12 protein-coding genes are annotated in these 16,901 nt (G+C 61.7%); 1 reads left to right on the top strand and 11 read right to left on the bottom strand.

Annotated elements, in window-relative coordinates:
• Position 1: 1 nt before the first annotated feature.
• From tssE to BA190_RS06240, 5 genes are all read right to left on the bottom strand, one after another.
• A complete protein-coding gene (tssE, locus tag BA190_RS06260) occupies positions 2-556 on the bottom strand; it encodes a type VI secretion system baseplate subunit TssE (RefSeq protein ID WP_082979503.1) in 555 nt (184 codons plus the stop codon).
• A 234-nt stretch (positions 557-790) separates the two neighbouring features.
• A complete protein-coding gene (locus tag BA190_RS06255; RefSeq protein ID WP_068284317.1) occupies positions 791-1,279 on the bottom strand; it encodes a type VI secretion system tube protein Hcp in 489 nt (162 codons plus the stop codon).
• 120 nt (positions 1,280-1,399) lie between these two features.
• Entirely contained in the window at positions 1,400-2,893 is a 1,494-nt protein-coding gene (gene tssC / locus BA190_RS06250; RefSeq protein WP_068284314.1) for a type VI secretion system contractile sheath large subunit, read from the bottom strand.
• Between the two features lie 54 nt (positions 2,894-2,947).
• Positions 2,948-3,466 (bottom strand): type VI secretion system contractile sheath small subunit, encoded by a 519-nt coding sequence (gene tssB, locus BA190_RS06245; RefSeq protein ID WP_068284311.1) that lies wholly within the window; start codon positions 3,464-3,466, stop codon positions 2,948-2,950.
• A 706-nt stretch (positions 3,467-4,172) separates the two neighbouring features.
• Positions 4,173-4,859: a response regulator transcription factor gene (locus tag BA190_RS06240; protein WP_068284307.1), complete on the bottom strand. Its 687-nt coding sequence runs from the start codon at positions 4,857-4,859 to the stop codon at positions 4,173-4,175.
• Between the two features lie 396 nt (positions 4,860-5,255).
• On the opposite strand from BA190_RS06240, the gene BA190_RS06235 reads away from it, so the two are divergent.
• Complete coding sequence (locus BA190_RS06235; RefSeq protein WP_068284305.1) at positions 5,256-5,546, top strand: PAAR domain-containing protein; 291 nt, start codon at positions 5,256-5,258, stop codon at positions 5,544-5,546.
• A gap of 288 nt (positions 5,547-5,834) precedes the next feature.
• On the opposite strand, the gene BA190_RS06230 is transcribed toward BA190_RS06235, so the two are convergent.
• The 6 genes from BA190_RS06230 to icmH form a co-directional block, all read right to left on the bottom strand.
• Positions 5,835-7,310, bottom strand: a complete 1,476-nt coding sequence (locus tag BA190_RS06230) for a PIN domain-containing protein (RefSeq protein WP_068284302.1) — start codon at positions 7,308-7,310, stop codon at positions 5,835-5,837.
• A gap of 449 nt (positions 7,311-7,759) precedes the next feature.
• On the bottom strand, positions 7,760-10,321 hold the full coding sequence (locus tag BA190_RS06225; protein ID WP_245314586.1) for a serine/threonine-protein kinase: 2,562 nt from the start codon (positions 10,319-10,321) through the stop codon (positions 7,760-7,762).
• Between the two features lie 20 nt (positions 10,322-10,341).
• The gene (locus tag BA190_RS06220; protein WP_068284298.1) at positions 10,342-11,109 is read right to left on the bottom strand and encodes a PP2C family serine/threonine-protein phosphatase; all 768 of its coding nucleotides are present in this window, start codon (positions 11,107-11,109) and stop codon (positions 10,342-10,344) included.
• Positions 11,109-11,780: a type VI secretion system-associated protein TagF gene (gene tagF, locus BA190_RS06215; RefSeq protein WP_082979502.1), complete on the bottom strand. Its 672-nt coding sequence runs from the start codon at positions 11,778-11,780 to the stop codon at positions 11,109-11,111. Before tagF ends, BA190_RS06220 begins: the two co-directional genes overlap by 1 nt.
• Before the next feature lie 73 nt (positions 11,781-11,853).
• Entirely contained in the window at positions 11,854-15,420 is a 3,567-nt protein-coding gene (gene tssM / locus BA190_RS06210) for a type VI secretion system membrane subunit TssM (protein WP_068284294.1), read from the bottom strand.
• Positions 15,420-16,895: a type IVB secretion system protein IcmH/DotU gene (icmH, locus tag BA190_RS06205; RefSeq protein WP_068284291.1), complete on the bottom strand. Its 1,476-nt coding sequence runs from the start codon at positions 16,893-16,895 to the stop codon at positions 15,420-15,422. Before icmH ends, tssM begins: the two co-directional genes overlap by 1 nt.
• Between the last annotated feature and the right edge of the window lie 6 nt (positions 16,896-16,901).

The following is a 16,901-nucleotide window of genomic DNA, read 5'->3' as shown; positions in this document are numbered from 1 at the left end:
ATCACAATTTGAAGACTCTGATCTTGCCGCTCTCAACCTCGACGTCCGCCACGAACTCTATCGGGATATCGGTGGGCGTCGACACCATTTCGGCGCTGATATGGAACCTGAGCTGGCCGGAAGCACTATCGTCGAGCGGTTCGCCGGATATGGTCACCGTGCCCGGGACCAGCCTGCAGTCATAAAGCTCCAGCCTCTGCTTGAGCAGCTGGGCCACCCGCCGTGCCGCCTCGGGACTGGCGACGATCGCAGTCAGATCGGGTACGCCGAAATTGAGTATCGAGGCCGCCACGGCGTCGAAGCCGTTGAGATCCTCGATCGCCGCCAGCTCGACGGTGTTGAGCAGGGAGGCGAGGTCCTCGCCCAATTCCGAACGCAGTACGGTCTCGCCGACGGCCGAACGCGGCGAGGTGCGCCGCCCGGCAATAACCCGCTCGCCGGCATCGTTGCGATTGTCGATGGGCTTGGCGGCATCGCGCAGGCGGAAGGCCTCCCGAAAGGCGTGCATGATCGGAGGTACGAAACGATCGCTCTTGACGGCCCGGAAACGGCTCAATGGATCTTCCACATGCTGGAGCGTCTTGAGCTGAACCTCGAAGACGCGTCGATACAAGGAATTGGTACCGCAATCGTGTTTTCAGCGCCGATGATCACCCGGCCGTCACTGAAGACCGCCATGAGGCCCTACTTGCAACTGTAGTGCCAAGTCCGACCGGCCGAGGGATCAGCCCCTGCCGGGACCGGGCGACCATCACGCTCGTGCGGCCGCCCGGCTCCGAAAGGCGAGGAACTACTGATCCTTGCCCGTGGCAACGTTGTAGGTGAACTCGATCGAACCGCCATCGGCAGCGCCCGACTTGTCCTGCGGCTGGTATTCGTGGTTGATCTTCTCATAGGTGACCGAGAAGCTCTCCATCGCGCCACCATCGGAACCACCGCTCGTCTGGTAGCTGGTGATGAAGCAGTTGCTCAGGGTGATGGTGATGTAAGTGAGCTTGTCTTCGCCCGCCGCCTTGCGCACGACGAGCTTGACCTCGTCGATGTGATTGCCGAAGGCGCAATATTTGAAGATGTTGGCGGAAGCCTTGTCCGCCGCCTTGGTGCAATGCAGGTCCTGCAGGACCGACTTGCCCTTGCCGCCGCCGGTGCCGCTGCCGAAGGTCGAGGAGTTCGAGCCCCCGATGCTCCAGCTCAGCAGCTCCATGTAGCCGTCAAGGCTGTCCTGCTGGGTTTCACCCTCGATACCGTTGATCTGAAGTAGTGCGTCTGATTGGGCCATTTTACTCTCCTGTGATGTGAGCGGATGTGCCTTTTTCCGAAGGCGTCCGTCGGATTGAATTGGCCAAGCGGGATCGTTCGCTCGCCGGAGCGTTCAGGCAGGCCCGCTTGGATTGTCGTGTTACTTCTGGCTATTGGGCAGTCTCGAGACGAGACTGATACCGATATCCATTCCTTCCAGCTGGTAGTGTGGCCTCAGATAGAACCTGGCGGCGTAGTAGCCTGGGTTCTCTTCGTCGGGGAACACTTCGACCTTGGCCGCGGCCAGCGGTTTCTTGGCCTTGATCGCCTCGGTCGAGTTCTTGGGATCGCCGTCGACATAGCGATTGATCCACGTCTGCAGCCATTTCTGCAGCTGATCCTGCTCCATCGTGGCGCCGATCTTGTCCCGCACCATGCATTTGAGGTAATGCGCAAAGCGCGAGACCGCGAACATGTAAGGCAAGCGGGCCGAGAGGTTTTCGGAAGCCGTCGCGTCGTCCGTATCCATCTTCCTGGGCTTGTACAGCGACTGAGCGCCGATGAAGGCAGCCTTGTCGGTGTTCTTGCGATGGATCAGCGGCAGCACGCCCGACTTCGACAGTTCCGCCTCGCGCCGATCGCTGATGGCGATTTCGGTGGGGCATTTGAGGTCGATGCCGCCATCGTCGGTGGGGAAGGTATGGGTGGGCAGGTTGACGACTTCGCCGCCCGACTGGACGCCGCGGATGCGCACCGTCCAGCCATATTCCTTGAAGGCGCGGTTGACATTGACTGCCATGGCGTAGGCCGCGTTCATCCAGGCATATTTCCTACCCTGATGGCCGTCCGTGTCCTCCTCGAAAGCGAATTCCTCCACCGGTTCCGACTTGGCGCCATAAGGCTGGCGCGACAGGACGCGCGGCATGCACAGGCCGACATAGCGTGAATCGGGCTGATCACGCAGCGAGCGGAAAGCGGCGTAATCGGGCGTATCGAAGATCTTGCCGATGTCACGCGGATTGGTGAGCTCGTTCCAGCTGTCCATGCCGAACAAGGCCGGATTGGCCGCCGCAAAGAAGGGCGCATGGGCCGAGGCAGCGACCTTGCTGATGTCGCGCAGCAGCTGCACGTCGGGCGGCGAGTGGTCGAAGTAGTAGTCGCCGACCAGGGCGCCATAGGGGTCACCGCCCAGCTGCCCATACTCGGCTTCGTAGAGCTTCTTGAAGATCGGGCTCTGGTCCCAGCGAGCGCCGGGATAGACCTTGAACTCGCGGAAGAGCTCTTCCTTCGACACGTTCATGAAGCGGATCTTCAGCGTGGTGTCGGTTTCGGAATTGAAGACGAGATAGTTGAGGCCGCGCCAGGCACTCTCCAATTTCTGGAATTCGGGCGCATGGATGACTTCGTTGAGCTGGATCGACAACTGCTCGTCGAGCTTGGCGATCATCGAATCGATGGTATCGAGGACGTCTTCCTTGACCAGCGAGGTATCTTCGAGCGCCTGGCGGACCAGGGTGTTGACGGCATTCTCGACCTCGGTGGCAGCACTGTCGTTGCGCAGCTTGAAGCTCTTGCGCAACAGGCTGGAAAAGCTCTCCAGGTCACGGGTTTCGGTCGCGGGAACGGTCTGGGGGGTAGCGGCTGTTTCGGCCATGTGGCTGAACTCCTGACTTGATCTTCTGGCTTGATCTACTGGCGGGAGTCGCCGTCAGTTCTCTTCAGGCTTGGCCTGCTCGCTATTGTCCTTGAGCAGCCGCATGAGTTCGGGGTCCTTCAACAGGGCCTTGATCTGATCCTCGGCCGCAACCTTGCCGTCCATGTAGCGCTGCAGATTGGCGAGCTGCTCGCGCGCCTTCAACAGCTTGGCCAGCGCCGGTATGTTGCGGACGACCTGGGCCGGGTTGAAGTCACTCATCTTTTCGAAGCTGAGCTTGACCGACATCTTCTCGTCGCCCTTGGCGTCACCGAGCCGGTTGGTCACCTTGAAGCTGGTACCGGGCTTGATGGCCTTCATGCGGTCGTCGAAATTGTCCATGTCGATGTCGAGATATTTGCGCTCGGCGATCGGCGCCTTCTGGACCTCCGATGCATTGCCGGACAGGTCCGACATCACCGCCATGACAAAGGGAATCTCGACGAGTTTTTCCGCATTGTAGGGGTCTTCATACTGGATCTGGACGCGCGGCGGGCGGTTGCGCTTGATGAACTTCTGTCCGCTGTCACCCATGACTTTGCCTCTTTCCTCGACACTGCGCTGGGAGTTCCCGCCCGCCGAAGGAGACCGGCAGAAGAGGTCCAACCATCGCACTTGAATTCATTGAGGTTGGTGAGCGCCGGCCCAGCGGGCGGTGTCATCCCCCTTGCGAAACCAATCTTGCGCCAAACCCCCTCCCCCGTAATCCCCTATTTGGGGGGCCGGCACCGAGCCCCCTCCGTCGAATACTGTGATCGATGGCACATACCGGCTCTCTCAAGGTAAAACCGGCCATGCTGCGGGAATTTCGGGTAACGAGACTGGCCCAATTGTCAGTCTAGACAGGCCAAGTGATTCCGGCGTGACACCGTGCAGGGAACACACCTGCAAGAGGCCTCGATCCACCCGGCACCGGCCCGATGCAATCGCGAGCCGGCAATCTTGTGACGAAGACTTCCCCCTGCTCGCCTCCTTGTGAATGTTACGACGATCAGAGAAGCGTGCGGCGATGACTGAGCCTGTTGGGAACGTATCTTCTCTTAACTCAGTATAGAACGCAAGATTGATTCCAAGCCCAAGATGAGCTCTAAAAAGGAGTATGCAATCGGGTCGATATACGGAAGAAAAGTCCGACAAGTGTGCGCCGCCCCAGGGCCGCCGCTTCCAGGCGTTCTCCCCGCGCGAAGAAGGTTTCGATATCCTCGAGCTTCGGGCCGTTCCGCCGGATTTTTGGCGCGCTTTAGCGCGGCATGTTGATGACACCCATGCTCGAGGCTTCAAAGACGGCTTCGGCACGCGAGTTCACTTCGAGCTTCTGGTAGATGTTCTTGACATAGGTCGCCACGGTGCTGCGGCCAATCTTGAGTATGTCGCCGATCTCTACGAAGGTGAAACCGCGCGCCAGGAGCTTGAGCACTTCGAGCTCGCGCTTCGACAGCAATTCGAGGCCCTTCTTGTCCGCCTCCTGCTCGCGCGGCTGGAACTCCTTGAGCAATTGACGGGCAATGACCGGGCTGATCGGTGAACCACCGCGCCGTACCTCGCGGATACTCTCGGCAAAGCTGTCGAAACGCTCATCCTTCAAAAGATAGCCGCGAGCGCCGGCCTTGATGCTCTCCAACACCTTGTCCTGGTCAGCAAAAATCGTGATGACCATGATATCGACATCGGCATATTTCTGGGCCGCATAGCGGATGAGGCCGATGCCGGAGCCATCCGGCAGCCCGAGATCGCACAGCAACACGTCGAACCCGCCCTTGTCGATCAGGGTTTTGCCGGTGGCGGTGTTCGGCGCGCTGGCCGTGACCAAGATATCCGGCGCCGCTTCCAGCGCCGTGGTGATGCGTTCGAGGGCCGCCGGATCGTCCTCGACGACGGCAACCCGGACGATGGGTTGGGGTGCTTGCGCGGAGGGTGCATCCGTCATGGTGTGAGATCCTCCAGTTCGGCGTTGTCTTCGCGACAGAACGGCGATCAACGCTACAAGGCGCACTCGCAACCCGCCCGCCCGATGCTGCCGGAACCGTTTGTTTGCCTGATCCTCGCGAGCTTGCCAATCCCTGCCCTTGGCGTCAATCGCGCCGTCACGGGCCGCCCGATCCGGCGCGCATTGGATAGACCGGCCGCAGCGGCCGAAACGAGACCCCACCTCCTCGCCAGAGCTCCCCGCCCCGACCCCCTGTTTGAAGGATGTGCCATGAACCGCCTCGGCCTATGATCGGCCTGCACGATTGCCGCGGCGTGACAAAACCGCTGCAGTCGGACAGAGTACGCAACCAGCTCGCGCGTTCGCTCCTCATTGACGCGGAACAGGAAGTGGCTGATGGGACAACCTGCTTCACGTCTGGGCGACATGCATGTCTGCCCGCTGGTGAATGTGCTGGTGCCACATGTCGGTGGTCCAATCGTGATGGCGTCGATGAACGTCTTCACCGGCGGCCAGCCACAAGCACGGGTCGGTGATCTCTGCATCTGTGTCGGCCCACCCGACGTGATCGCGCTGGGTTCGACCACCGTGCTGGTCAACGGCCAGTTGGCGGCGCGCATCGGCGACCTCACCGCTCATGGCGGCACGATTGTGGGCATGTGGCCGACAGTGCTCATCGGCGGGTAGCCATCTCGCCCCCGGGCGTTCCCCGCATCCACTTCACGGCTGTTTGCCAAGGCAATTAAGGCCACACTCGAGGTCGGCCCGACGGCGACACCCGGTCTGCCCGGCAATCGCCCGAAATGCCGCTATACGCCGGGGCTGACCGGCAACATCGTTAATTGGGACTATGTCTGGGAGCCGCTCAAACCGCGCAGCGTCGCCAAGGGTCCAAATTAGATTGCCTGGAAGGATTGCGGGCCGGATCCGCGCAATGATTGCAACGCCTTGGCCCCGATCATCCATCATGGACGGCTACAGGAAACGCAACAGATGAATATTCTTGGCGCGCACCCAACGGATCATGCCGAAATTCACATAGGTCCCGAGACTGAAATAATTGCCCGTGGGTGAAACTTGCCCAAATACCTTTTCCGCCCATTCGTCCACGGGAAAAACCATGGCTGCTTTCGCATGGAAGGGACTCCATGGATCGAGATCTACCACCTTGATGGTGTTCTCGTTCGCGGTTTTATCCTCCAGAAGCGGAACCTGGACGGCTTGCCGGCCGTTCATATTGTACCAGTAGATCTGGCTTGGTGGATCAAGGACGACAAAATCAACATTGGTATTGGCCGGCAATTCGACACTCGTCTCAACCACATCGTCAAAGCCGCCAAGAATACTGAACTCCACCTGTTGGAATTTCGCCTTGTTGGAATCGCCAAGGAAGAATCGCCCTACCGCAACAGGTCTAAAGGGGCACTTGGCGGCGGTGATGACGGATTTCTGAAGCGGCGCAATCCAGACTTCCTGCGAAAAGGCGCGTTCACTTGGCCCGACGCCCCGCGATAGTGTCGGCACGCTCAATGCATCGCGCAGCGCTTCGTCGCGAGTGGTTCCTTTTCCCCAGGCCAAGTGATCGAACACAGCGCCCGGCTTGATGAGGCTCTCATCGGAAACCTGATACTGACTATAGTAAAACAACAGCAGGATACCCATCCGCGGATTCGAGGCGCGTTCGCCGGCTATGGTTTGCCGGACCTGGTCCAGTGCTTGCGTGACCTTCTCCTTCTGGATGTAGTCGTTGACCAGGTTGAGGACGAAATTGACCCCTTCGAAGGCCAACTGGATCCCCGCTATCGTTGCCATGCCCTTCGGGGATGGTCCTACGAATTCCGGGACGGTATTGTCAGCTATCCCGATCGAATAACTGCCGCCGGAGCCTCCCCCCGATCCTCCCGACGGCGGCACCGGCTTGCCGTCGGCGCCAATGGTGCGTGGATTCAGTCCGAGTAATTTCCGGCCTACAGCCACGTCCTCAACGCCGCTGCGGTCGCCAATGCTGCACTCCGGCGCCAGTCTGACACCGAGAGCGGGTGCAGCATTCTGCACCTTCCTATCGAAGGTCCACAAACGCGCGTTGACGGCCTTGGCCTGTGCCACGACGAACACGTCGCCCGGCTTCGTGGTATCGTCCTTGCGTGAGAAATCCTTCAGCTGCGGCCGATTGGGAGCAGGAGCATATTGGATGTTGTCGGCATAGACGTCGCCCCGGTCCTTGATGCTGCCTGACGGAGCGATGGTGATCCGTGCATCCTTGAGCAGCCAATCATACTCACCGCCTTGTTTTTGAGTTTGTGCCCGTGTCACCAACTCGTCATAAGCAGCGCGTGAAATATAGACTGGCGTGCCGGCGTTTAGGTATTTCTTCAAACCCTCAGCAGCCGGCTGATTATTTCTTGCGATCGATGTAAGTACGTTCTTATCCAGCATGATGGGATCGGCCATAAGGGCTCCAATTTGCTTTCAACGTTACTTAATTTTACAATATTTTTAACACTTCGATGTCGCCGCGTGCCGGATCCAAATATTTTCGGAAAAGAAAATATTATGAATAAGCATCATCAGTAATTCGACCGATTCTTTTTATCGACTCAAGGAGCGTAGGTAAGTGCTCAAAAGCACTTTTCAGAACATTTCGCTGAAACGCGTACCGCGTTTCGAAAAAAGACACGACAACAATGATTTTTGGCGTCAAGTTCGATATTGTGAGCGAACACGATGCGACAGAAAGATCGGTATCCTCTTTAGAAAAGTGAAACATGCCGGGCTTTTACATGCAAAAGCATCACGTCTCTTCTCAGGAGATGCTGTAGAGCTTCTTAGCTGCCGCTGTCTCCGGAGAAGAAGGGGCGCGCGCCCCAGGATATGCCCGTCAATCTGCTTTTTGTGCGCCGTCACTGGTCGCGCAGCTTGAGATAGCCCACCGCCGTGGTGACGTCGCGGGCATTGGCGATCTCCTTGAGGAAAGGCGCGATGAAATCATCTGCCGCAAAGTCGGACTGGGCATTGATGCTGATCAGCGGTCGCGACGAGGCCACCGCGAACACCAGCATGGGGAAGAAGGCCGGCCGAGCCTCATCCTCAACCTTGGCCGGCGCAAACAGGCTGAGCTCGGCCTTGATTTCCCCAGCCGTCATGGTGATTAATTCGGGATACTGGCGACTGATGTTCTGGATCCCGCCCTTATGGTCCATCACGAACAGATAGATGTTACGTTCGCCCGCCCCAGTGACGGTAACTGTGAGTAAATCGCCTAAAGCTTCCGTTTTCGGGTCGCCGCCCCGAATTTCCGCTTTGCTCAACACCATCTTCAACGGCGGTGCGCCCGCAACCGACATCCGGCGCAGCGCCCCCACGAAGCCGCATTGCTGATCGGAGACCGCATCGAGTTTCACCGTCGGCGCAAACCCGGCCTTGAGCTTGAAGGCATCGGCGAAGCTCTGGTCCGTCGCAGCCGTGCCGAGGGCCGTGACGGTTGCGGAACTGGCCGTTACATCGTCCGCCGTCGCAGAAAAGCAGCTATCCGCCCCAAAGCCGGAGACGAAATCCCTGAGCGCTGCCGGCGTCGGTGATGTAACCGCCGCCAATTTGGTGCCTTCTATCGCGGCTTTCGCCTTTGCAGCCAGATCATCCGGACAATCAGCGCCGCATTGATCGAGGAACCGCTTGAGTGCGGTGGCATTCTTGCCGGCAGCCGTGAGCTGCGCCGTGAGGCGGTCATGCTGCACGGCCAATTCTTTCGCGGCATCGATACGGGTGCGGGCCTGCTGGGCGAGATCGCCGGGGCAGTCCGCACCGCACTGGTCGAGGAAACTCTGCAGGGCGGTTCTGTCCTGCCCGGCATTTGCAAGCTGGTTTGCCAAGTCCGTACGGCGCTTGGCCTGCACCTCCTGGGCGTTGATGCTGGCCCTCGCCTGGCGGGCGAGATCATCGGGGCAATCCGCGCCGCACTGATCGAGGAAGCTCTTCAGCCCCGCCACGTCCTGGCCAGCGCTCGCAAGCTGGTTTGCCAGGTCCGTACGGCGCTTGGCCTGCACCTCCTGGGCGTTGATGCTGCCCCTCGCCTGGCGGGCGAGATCATCGGGGCAGTCCACGCCGCACTGCTCGAGGAAGCTCTTCAGCGCCGCCGCGTCCTGGCCGGCACTCGCAAGCTGATTTGCCAAGTCCGTACGGTGCTTGGCCTGTGCCTCCTGGGCGTTGATGCTGTCTCTCGCCTGGCGGGCGAGATCGTCGGGGCAGTCCGCCCCGCACTGGTCGAGGAAACTCTTCAGTGCGGCCACGTCCTGGCCGGCACCCGCAAGTTGCTTGCTCAGGCGCTCACGGCGCTCGGCCGCCTGTCTGGCCAGGGTCTCCTGGCTGTTACCGTCCGGCGGCTTGTTATCGGGCTGCCTGTCCACGGGCACGTTGCTGCCCGAGAACAGGCTGCCATTCGTGTAGATCCAGCCCCCCGCCACACCAAGACCGATAACTGCGACGGCAGTGACGGCAAAAGCCGCATTGCGCAGCACGTGCGAGGGTTTTTGCGAGGAAGCTTCCGACGATCTGGCGGCAATGGCCTTGGGCTTTTCGGCTTTCGGCTTCTCGGTCTTCGCCTTGGGTGCCGCCGGACCGTCCGGCCAGTCGCGAATGGCCGCCATGTCCTCCGGCCGCCCCGCCGGATCGGGTGCCAGCATCGCCGCGAGCACGGCGTGAAACTGCCGGGGGACACTGTCGAGATCGGGCAGGACGCGGCGCTTCTCGATAATGTCGAGCTGGGAGCCGGTCATGTCGAGCGGCCGGCCGCGCATGGCGGCGACCATCACCAGGGCCAGGCTGTAGATGTCCGATTTGGGCGTGACCTCGCCGCCATAAAGGCCGAGCTGCTCGGGGGAGACGAAGTTGTATTTTCCGGCAAAACTGCCGCCCAGCAGGGTTTCGCCGCCGACATTGGCAGACCGCGCAATGCCGAAATCAATGATCTTGGCATTCTGGACCAGGCCGCCAGGCAGGATGACGTTGTCGGGCGACATGTCGCGGTGAATGACGCCGGCCAAATGCGCCCGATGCAAGCCGTCCGCCAGCCGGCGCAGCAAGGGCATGAATTCGGCAGCAGTGAGCGGCGCGTTCTTCACATGGGCCGCGAGCGAAGGACCATCCACATATTCCATCGCCAGATAGGGCCGCGACAGCACCGGATCGATCGAGAACACGTAATAGCGGACGATGGCCTCATGATAGAGATGGTTGAGGATGCGCGCTTCCTTGCGGAACAGGCCGAGGATGGTCTCGTCCTCGGCATATTCCGGCAGCACGATCTTGATCGCTACCGGATCGCCGGTCTGGATGTTGTGGCCCTTATAAACCTCTCCCATGCCGCCGACGCCAAGAAGGGCATCGATGCGATAGGTCTGATTGAGTTCGGCGCCGATGCTCACGGCCGAGCCGCGGATCGCGATCCGGGTTCGCTCATCGTTCAAGGACGGTTCCATCGGCGCCATTATCGCATCACAAGCGTTGTCGCGCCTCTGTCGACGACATTGACGATGACAACAGAGATGTTGTCCTTGCCGCCGCGCGCCAAGGCAAGTTTGAGAAGTTCGTGGCTCGCCTGGGTCGCGCTCAACCTGCTGCTCACGGCAAGGATTTCCTCATCCTTGACGTGTCCAGTCAGGCCGTCGCTGCACAGGACGAAACGGTCTCCTGACTTTATCACACCGGTGGCCTGTTCGAGTTCGAAATCATCGATGGCGCCGACAGCGCGGGTCACCACGTTGCGGCGTGGCCAGCTCGCCGCCTCTTCCTGGCTGATGATGCCGCGGTCCACCAGGTCCTGCACTTCGGTATGGTCATGCGAGAGCTGCTCGATGCGCCCATCGCGCACCAGATAGCAGCGGGAGTCACCAGCCCACAGGCAGCAGTAATTGCCGTCGTGAGTCAACAGCGCCACGACCGTTGAGCCGACGATGCGATCGGGGTGGCCCTGCGAACGGGACAGCAGTTCGGCATTGACGGCGTCGATGCCGCGCCGGAACGCAAAGGACAGCTCCGTCAGCGACGCTGCCTTGCCCACATCCCGCGCGGCATCGGTGATCATCGCGCTGGCAAGATTACCGTCGCGATGGCCACCCATCCCATCCGCCACCACCCAGACGCCACGCTCGCCATCACCGAAGATGCTGTCCTCGTTGAAGCGGCGTACATGGCCAGGGTGAGTCAGCGCAGCCGTTTCAAATTTCAGATGGTGACCGGATGCCCAAGGGTCCATCAAACAGCCTCCCCCGTCATCAGGAATGAAAAGAACTGGGCGCCGGGCTTGCCCTCGGCTACCAGGAGCCTGGCTGGGTGCCCTCCTTGGCCGCCATGCGTCCACCAATAGCTGCGGCCGCCGTTGCGTGCATCTCCATCCGTCATGTCGAGCGAGCGGAAGGCGTCGGCAATCGGCAGATCCTCGCCGGGCCAGAACAGCAGACCACCGTCGCGCTGCGGCGGCGGCAGGCGCGATGCCAGGGGTGGAAACGGGATTTGCGCCAGCAGATGCGATGGCTCGCGTTCGAACTGATCGTCGAGCATATGGAGCAGGAACTGCTCACAGCCCTCATGCCACTGGTCGAGCCCGCGGGAGGGTGGGGGTTCCAGATAGGCATCGGCCGACTCGCAGGCGCATATCGTCAGCGGGAAATAGCGCCCTACCCCGTCGACGGAGGCCATCAGCGCACCGGTGACCGGCGTGCCGAAGACCCGCCTGCCGCACCAGAAGCGCCAGATCGGAAAGCTGAGATAGATCTCCTGCCAGCGCTCGGCGAGCGCATGCCGGCTGGCGGCGACGGCGGCCTGCAGCCACTCCTCCCACTGGTCGAGGAAGGGACGCGGCATGTTGTAGGACACGAAATCGCGCTTGGAGGGCAATTTCCCGAACATGCCGCACATTGTCATCATGACGACAGCCCCAAAATCGTTTTCCAGAGGAGTTGGCAGACTTTCGACTAGGAAAACGCATCAAAACAAAGAGTTAGAGATCCGACGGACAGGCGAATTTGAGTTGCGACAGGATGGTGAAGGGGTTGTCGAGCGTGTCGAAGGTCAATTGATAGGTGACCTCGCGGCCGCCGACCACGAAACGGGCCGTCGCCTTGTTGCCGGATTGGCGCATATCACCCTTCTGCAGCAGGCGATACAGCGCCCAGCCGCCGGTGAAGCGCAGCGCGGGCGAGGTGCCGTCGCTCTCGGGCATGGTGATCGAGGCGGTACCGTCGGGAGAGCGGCCCGGCCATTCGAAGTCCCCGCGCGAGACCACGCCGAACGGACTGTCGAGCTTGGTGCCGTTGACCTCGAAGCTCACCGAGGCCGTCTTCTGGCTCATCGACTGCGTCACCAATGCGAATTTCACATTGGGCGAGGTCCCGCGCCCGCTGAAGAAGGCTTCCTTGATACGCGCCGCATTCTGGAACTGGCGCAGCGTCTCGGGCGAAAGCGCCTGGCTGAACTTCGAGTTCTGCTTCCAGCCCCAGCTTGCGCCGGAAGTATCCACCAGTCCAGCCAGCTTTTCGCGGAAGAAGGTGTCGAACACCCCGTTCGGCCCGAACAGGCGGCCGAATTCGCCGATCGGCACCTCCTGCTTGCTGCCGGGCGAGAAGGGATATTTGTTGCCGACGATGTTGAGGCATTCGCGGGTCACCGAGCCCTTCAGGGCATCCTTGAGGTTATCGACCTTGTCGCCGATGATCTTCTGCTCGAATTCCGCCATGGCGTCGCGGAACACGATGTCGAAGGGGGTCTCCAGCCGCGACGAGCTGGTGGCGATGGAGCCGAGAAAGGTCTGCATGTTCTGCCGCGCCTGCGCGGCGCGTTCGAAGTCCTGCTCGTCGATCAGGCTCTGGTAGAGGCCCTTGAGTTGCTCGACGAGGAGGTCGATCTGGCTCTTGTCGCCGTTCTTGCGGACAAGATCGTGGTAACGGCGGAAATGTTCCTGGATGATGGCGCCCGGCACGAAGGGCGCCTCGACATTGCCGCCTCGGCCGGCGGCCTTCTTGGCGGCGTCGAGGCCGATCGCCGCCATGTCGTCGAGCTTGCTGCCGGCAGCTCTGGTGACAGCCTTGGTGGCGGCCTTCACCGCAGCATCCTTGAGCTTGCCGCCGACATCGCCTTCGGCTCCCTGCCGTGCTTCCGTCAGCCTGGTCTGCGCCGAAATCGACTCAAACAGGAGCTTGATCGGCGAAGCGGCGCCAGTGGCGGCCCGCAACGTGGCATAGCTTGGCTTGTCGGCAGCGAAGCTGTTGAGCTTGAGCTTCCCGAGCGCGGCCGTCCACGCCTTGATGAACTCCTGATCGTAGATGCGATAGAGATCGGGGCCCAGATTGGCATATTGCTCGTCGATGGCCTGCGTGCTGCCCGCCTCGCCCAGGACCCAGCGCTCGTTCTGCAAAAGCGTGATCACCGACTTCATCTTGTCGAGGAACAGGGCGTAGAAGCCGTCATAGGTGAACAGCGACTGGACGCCGACGCTCTCAATGGGCGAACCGTCATTGGTGCCGAAGACAACGGCAGCATCGGGTCCGGCATTGCCCGCCACAGTCCAATCCCTGACGCTCTGGTCATGGGCGGTCGACTTGATGATGGCGAAGGCGCGTTCGGCCAGCGACAGCCGCGTCAAGGCCACCTGGCTCGCCTTGACGAGATCGCCATTGAGGGCGATCGGACGCGGCGTGCCCTCGATGTTGAGCATGGCATCGAGATGCTGGCTGAGGCTGTCGCGCACCGCCTTGTTGGGCTCGCCCGGATAGAGGCTCTCCCAATCGCCCCGCATCCAGCCCTCGATCAGGGCGGTGTCCACCGGAATGGCGGGATCGCCGCCCAGCATCATATAGACCTTGAGCGGTTCGTAGAGCTGCTCGGGCTGGTCCTGCAGGTCGGCCAGCCGCTTTTCGAGATGGAAGAGGATGCGCGGACGCAAAAGCCGGTCCAGTCCATCGCGATAGGCCGCGACGCTTGCGGTGCCGATGCGCTTGTGCTGGCCCAGCCCCAGTGTGTCCTTGATCTGCGGTTCGCTGTCGAGCCGATCATAGCCCCAGGGAAAGTCGCGCAGCTTGTCGAGCGGGCCGGCGATCTTGAGGAAATCGGCATCGTTGACCGGATCCTCCTTGAGCAAGCCCGCCGTGTCGTTCGTATAGGCGGCGGTGGCGGCATCCGTGCGGTCGATCAGGGCCTTGTTGCCATAATAGCTGGTCAGCCAACCGCCGAGCGCAGCCAGCGTCACGCCGGCGACGAGCACATAGCCCGAGGTCTGCAGCAGGATCTTTCGGCGCACTGCGGCGGCATTGGTGGAAACCCAGCCCGCTTCGCCGAAGACGACCTTGGTGAGCAGGTGCTCGAGGAAGAAGCTCTTGGCTTTTCCCGAATAAGCGAAGCTGGCACCGGCCTGCAGGCCGAGATCGCGCGACAGCGAACCCAGCAACTGGTCGATCGGCGTGCCTTCCTGGGTGCCGGAGGTGAAATAGAAGCCACGCAGCGCGGCGCTGGTCTGGTAGCGCGTCGGCTCGAAGATCTGGTTGAGGAAGCGGGTTACGGTTGGCTTGAGCGCCGCAAGCTGGGACGGCAGGCCGGTAAGCCTCACGCGCGAAATCGGGTCCGGCTCCTCCTGCAGGCGATCGGGCAGTTCGGAGCTCAACCGCGACACCAGAAGATCGATCTCTGGCCCGACGTCGCCGACCCGGTTCTCCTTCTTGTTTTTGGTCTGGAAGGTCGCGCCCCAGACCGCCTTGCGTTCCTCGGGGTCGAGATTGCCGAAATACTCCATGAAGCCGGCGATGAGGTCGGCCTTGGTGAAGACGACATAGACCGGAAAATCGACCTGCAGGCGGTTGTTGAGTTCGGCCAGGCGCTTGCGGATGGCGACGGCATGGGCGCCGAGTTCGGCCTCCTTCATCGACAGGAGATCGCCGATCGAGATGGCCACGAGCACGCCGTTGATGGGCTGGCGCTCGCGATGGCGCTTCAAGAGGTCGAGGAAGGAGAGCCAGCTCTTGCGGTCGGCTTCGGTGTCGGAATCCTGCGTGGTGTAGCGCCCGGCGGTGTCGATGAAGACCGCCTCTTCGGTGAACCACCAATCGCAATAGCGCGTGCCGCCGCTGCCCGCGATCGGGCCGGTATGGGCGGCCAGCGGGAATTTCAGGCCGCAATTCATCAGGGCCGTGGTCTTGCCGGCACCGGGGGGCCCAACAATGAGATACCAGGGCAGTTCGTAGAGGAAGTCGCCCTTGGTGCGGCGCGAGCCCTTGAGCGTGAGCAGGGCGTCCCGCATCTTCTCGGCCAGCACGCCGGCATCGGAACCGTCATCCTCCGGCTCCTGCACCGCGATGTTCTCGGCGAGCGCCCGGGCCGATTGTCCGTGCTTGTAGATGCGGTAGGCCAGCCAGCAGAAGTAAACGGCCAGCAACAGGCCGATCAGCGCCAGCCGCAGCCAGGGACTGTCGAAGGGCTCGATGCCGCCGACGGCAACCAGCGGCAACACGAGCCAGATTACCGCGCACAGCGCGATGACGGCCAGGAAGCTGACGATGAAGATGATCCAGCGCTTCATCACATATCCTCGCGCGGGATGAACACTTCGACGCGCCGGTTCTTTGACCGGCCCTCGGCCGTATTGCTGAGATCGATCGGCGCTGTATCAGCTTGCCCCGACGTCGTCAGGCGCTTGGGATCGGCGATGCCGCCGACCAAGATCTTCTCGACCGCCTGTGCCCGCTGCTCGGAAAGCTGCTGGTTGTCCTTGTAGCGCAGGGTAGCGCGTACCGGCGTGTTATCCGTATGCCCGACGATGCGGATCTGGCCGGGCTCCTTGTCGAGTGCCGCGGCGATATGGCCGATGACGGGCACGGCATCCGGGCGCAGGGTAGTGCTGCCCTTGTCGAACAGGGAATCGTTGAGGAGGCGTACCACGATGTCCTTGCCGGAATAGTCAGCCGAGGCCTTCTTGGCGGCGATGTCGTCCTTCAGGCGCTCGCGGATGCGCTCGAGCTGGGTGGTGACCTTGATCGGCGGAGGCGGGGGCGGCGGCGCCGGAACGGTACGATAGATATGGATGTCGCCATTCGGATGCAGGGCCAGCAGGCCGGCACTCGCCGTATCGGACATGCCGCCGAGCAGCCAGCGGAACACCAGGAAGCTGAGAAGGAGCAGGCCGGCTGCGACGGAGGTGATCGCCCACAAGGGCACGGTCCGGCGCACATAGGCGGCGGCAATGTCCTGCCCCCGCCAATGCGGCGAGATATGGTCCGTCACCCGCGCCTCGCGGGCGCGCAGGGTTTCGTAGAGGTCGCGTCGGATCTGCTGATGCGGAACGTCACCGCCGGCGACCCGGTATTTGCCTTCGAAGCCGAGCGACATGCAGGCATGCATCAGGCCGAGCAGGTTGTGATTGATTTGCGGGTGCTGACGCAGCTTGGCCAGCTCGTCGAAAAAGCCGACGCCGCTGTCGCGTACCTGGAAATAGCGGCTCAGCATGCTGTATTGCGTCCACAGATTGCGGTCCGAGCTCGGCAGGTTCTGCACGATGTCGTCGGCGGTGGCGCAGACCGCATATTTGGCGGTGCGCACCTGGGGCTCCGGAATGCCGCGCGCATTGAGTTCGGCCTCGAAGGTCTCGATACCCTGCGCCACCGTGCTCATCATCGGCGCGACCTGGGGAACCTGCCGGGCGATGCGGATATTGGCGAGCACCAGCAGCAGGGGCATGGCGGCTTCGAGGATGGGATTGGACCCGCCGGTCCTGTCGCTGACGCCGAGCGCTTCGAGGTCCACCGTGGCCGGGCCGAGCGGCAGGGCCGGCTGAGCCCGCGGCGTCTCGGCTAGGGATTGGTAGGGTTGCCCCTGAGAGGGCTGCGGCGTTGCGGCCCCTGCCGCCACGCGGGGCCCACCCCAGATATCCTGCGCTGCCGCAGGGGTCCCGCTGGGATAAGGCACACCCTGGCCGTCACGCCGGCCGCCCGGATTGGGCTTGATCACCGTCTTTTCGGAGTCGGGGTTAGACCCGAACGGGCCCTTGCCGTTCGTCATGTGCCC

This window comes from Labrys sp. WJW, from assembly GCF_001676615.1.
Classification (GTDB): Bacteria; Pseudomonadota; Alphaproteobacteria; order Rhizobiales; family Labraceae; genus Labrys; species Labrys sedimenti.
Note: the sequence above shows the minus strand (reverse complement) of the source record. Positions and strands in the feature narration are given on the sequence as shown.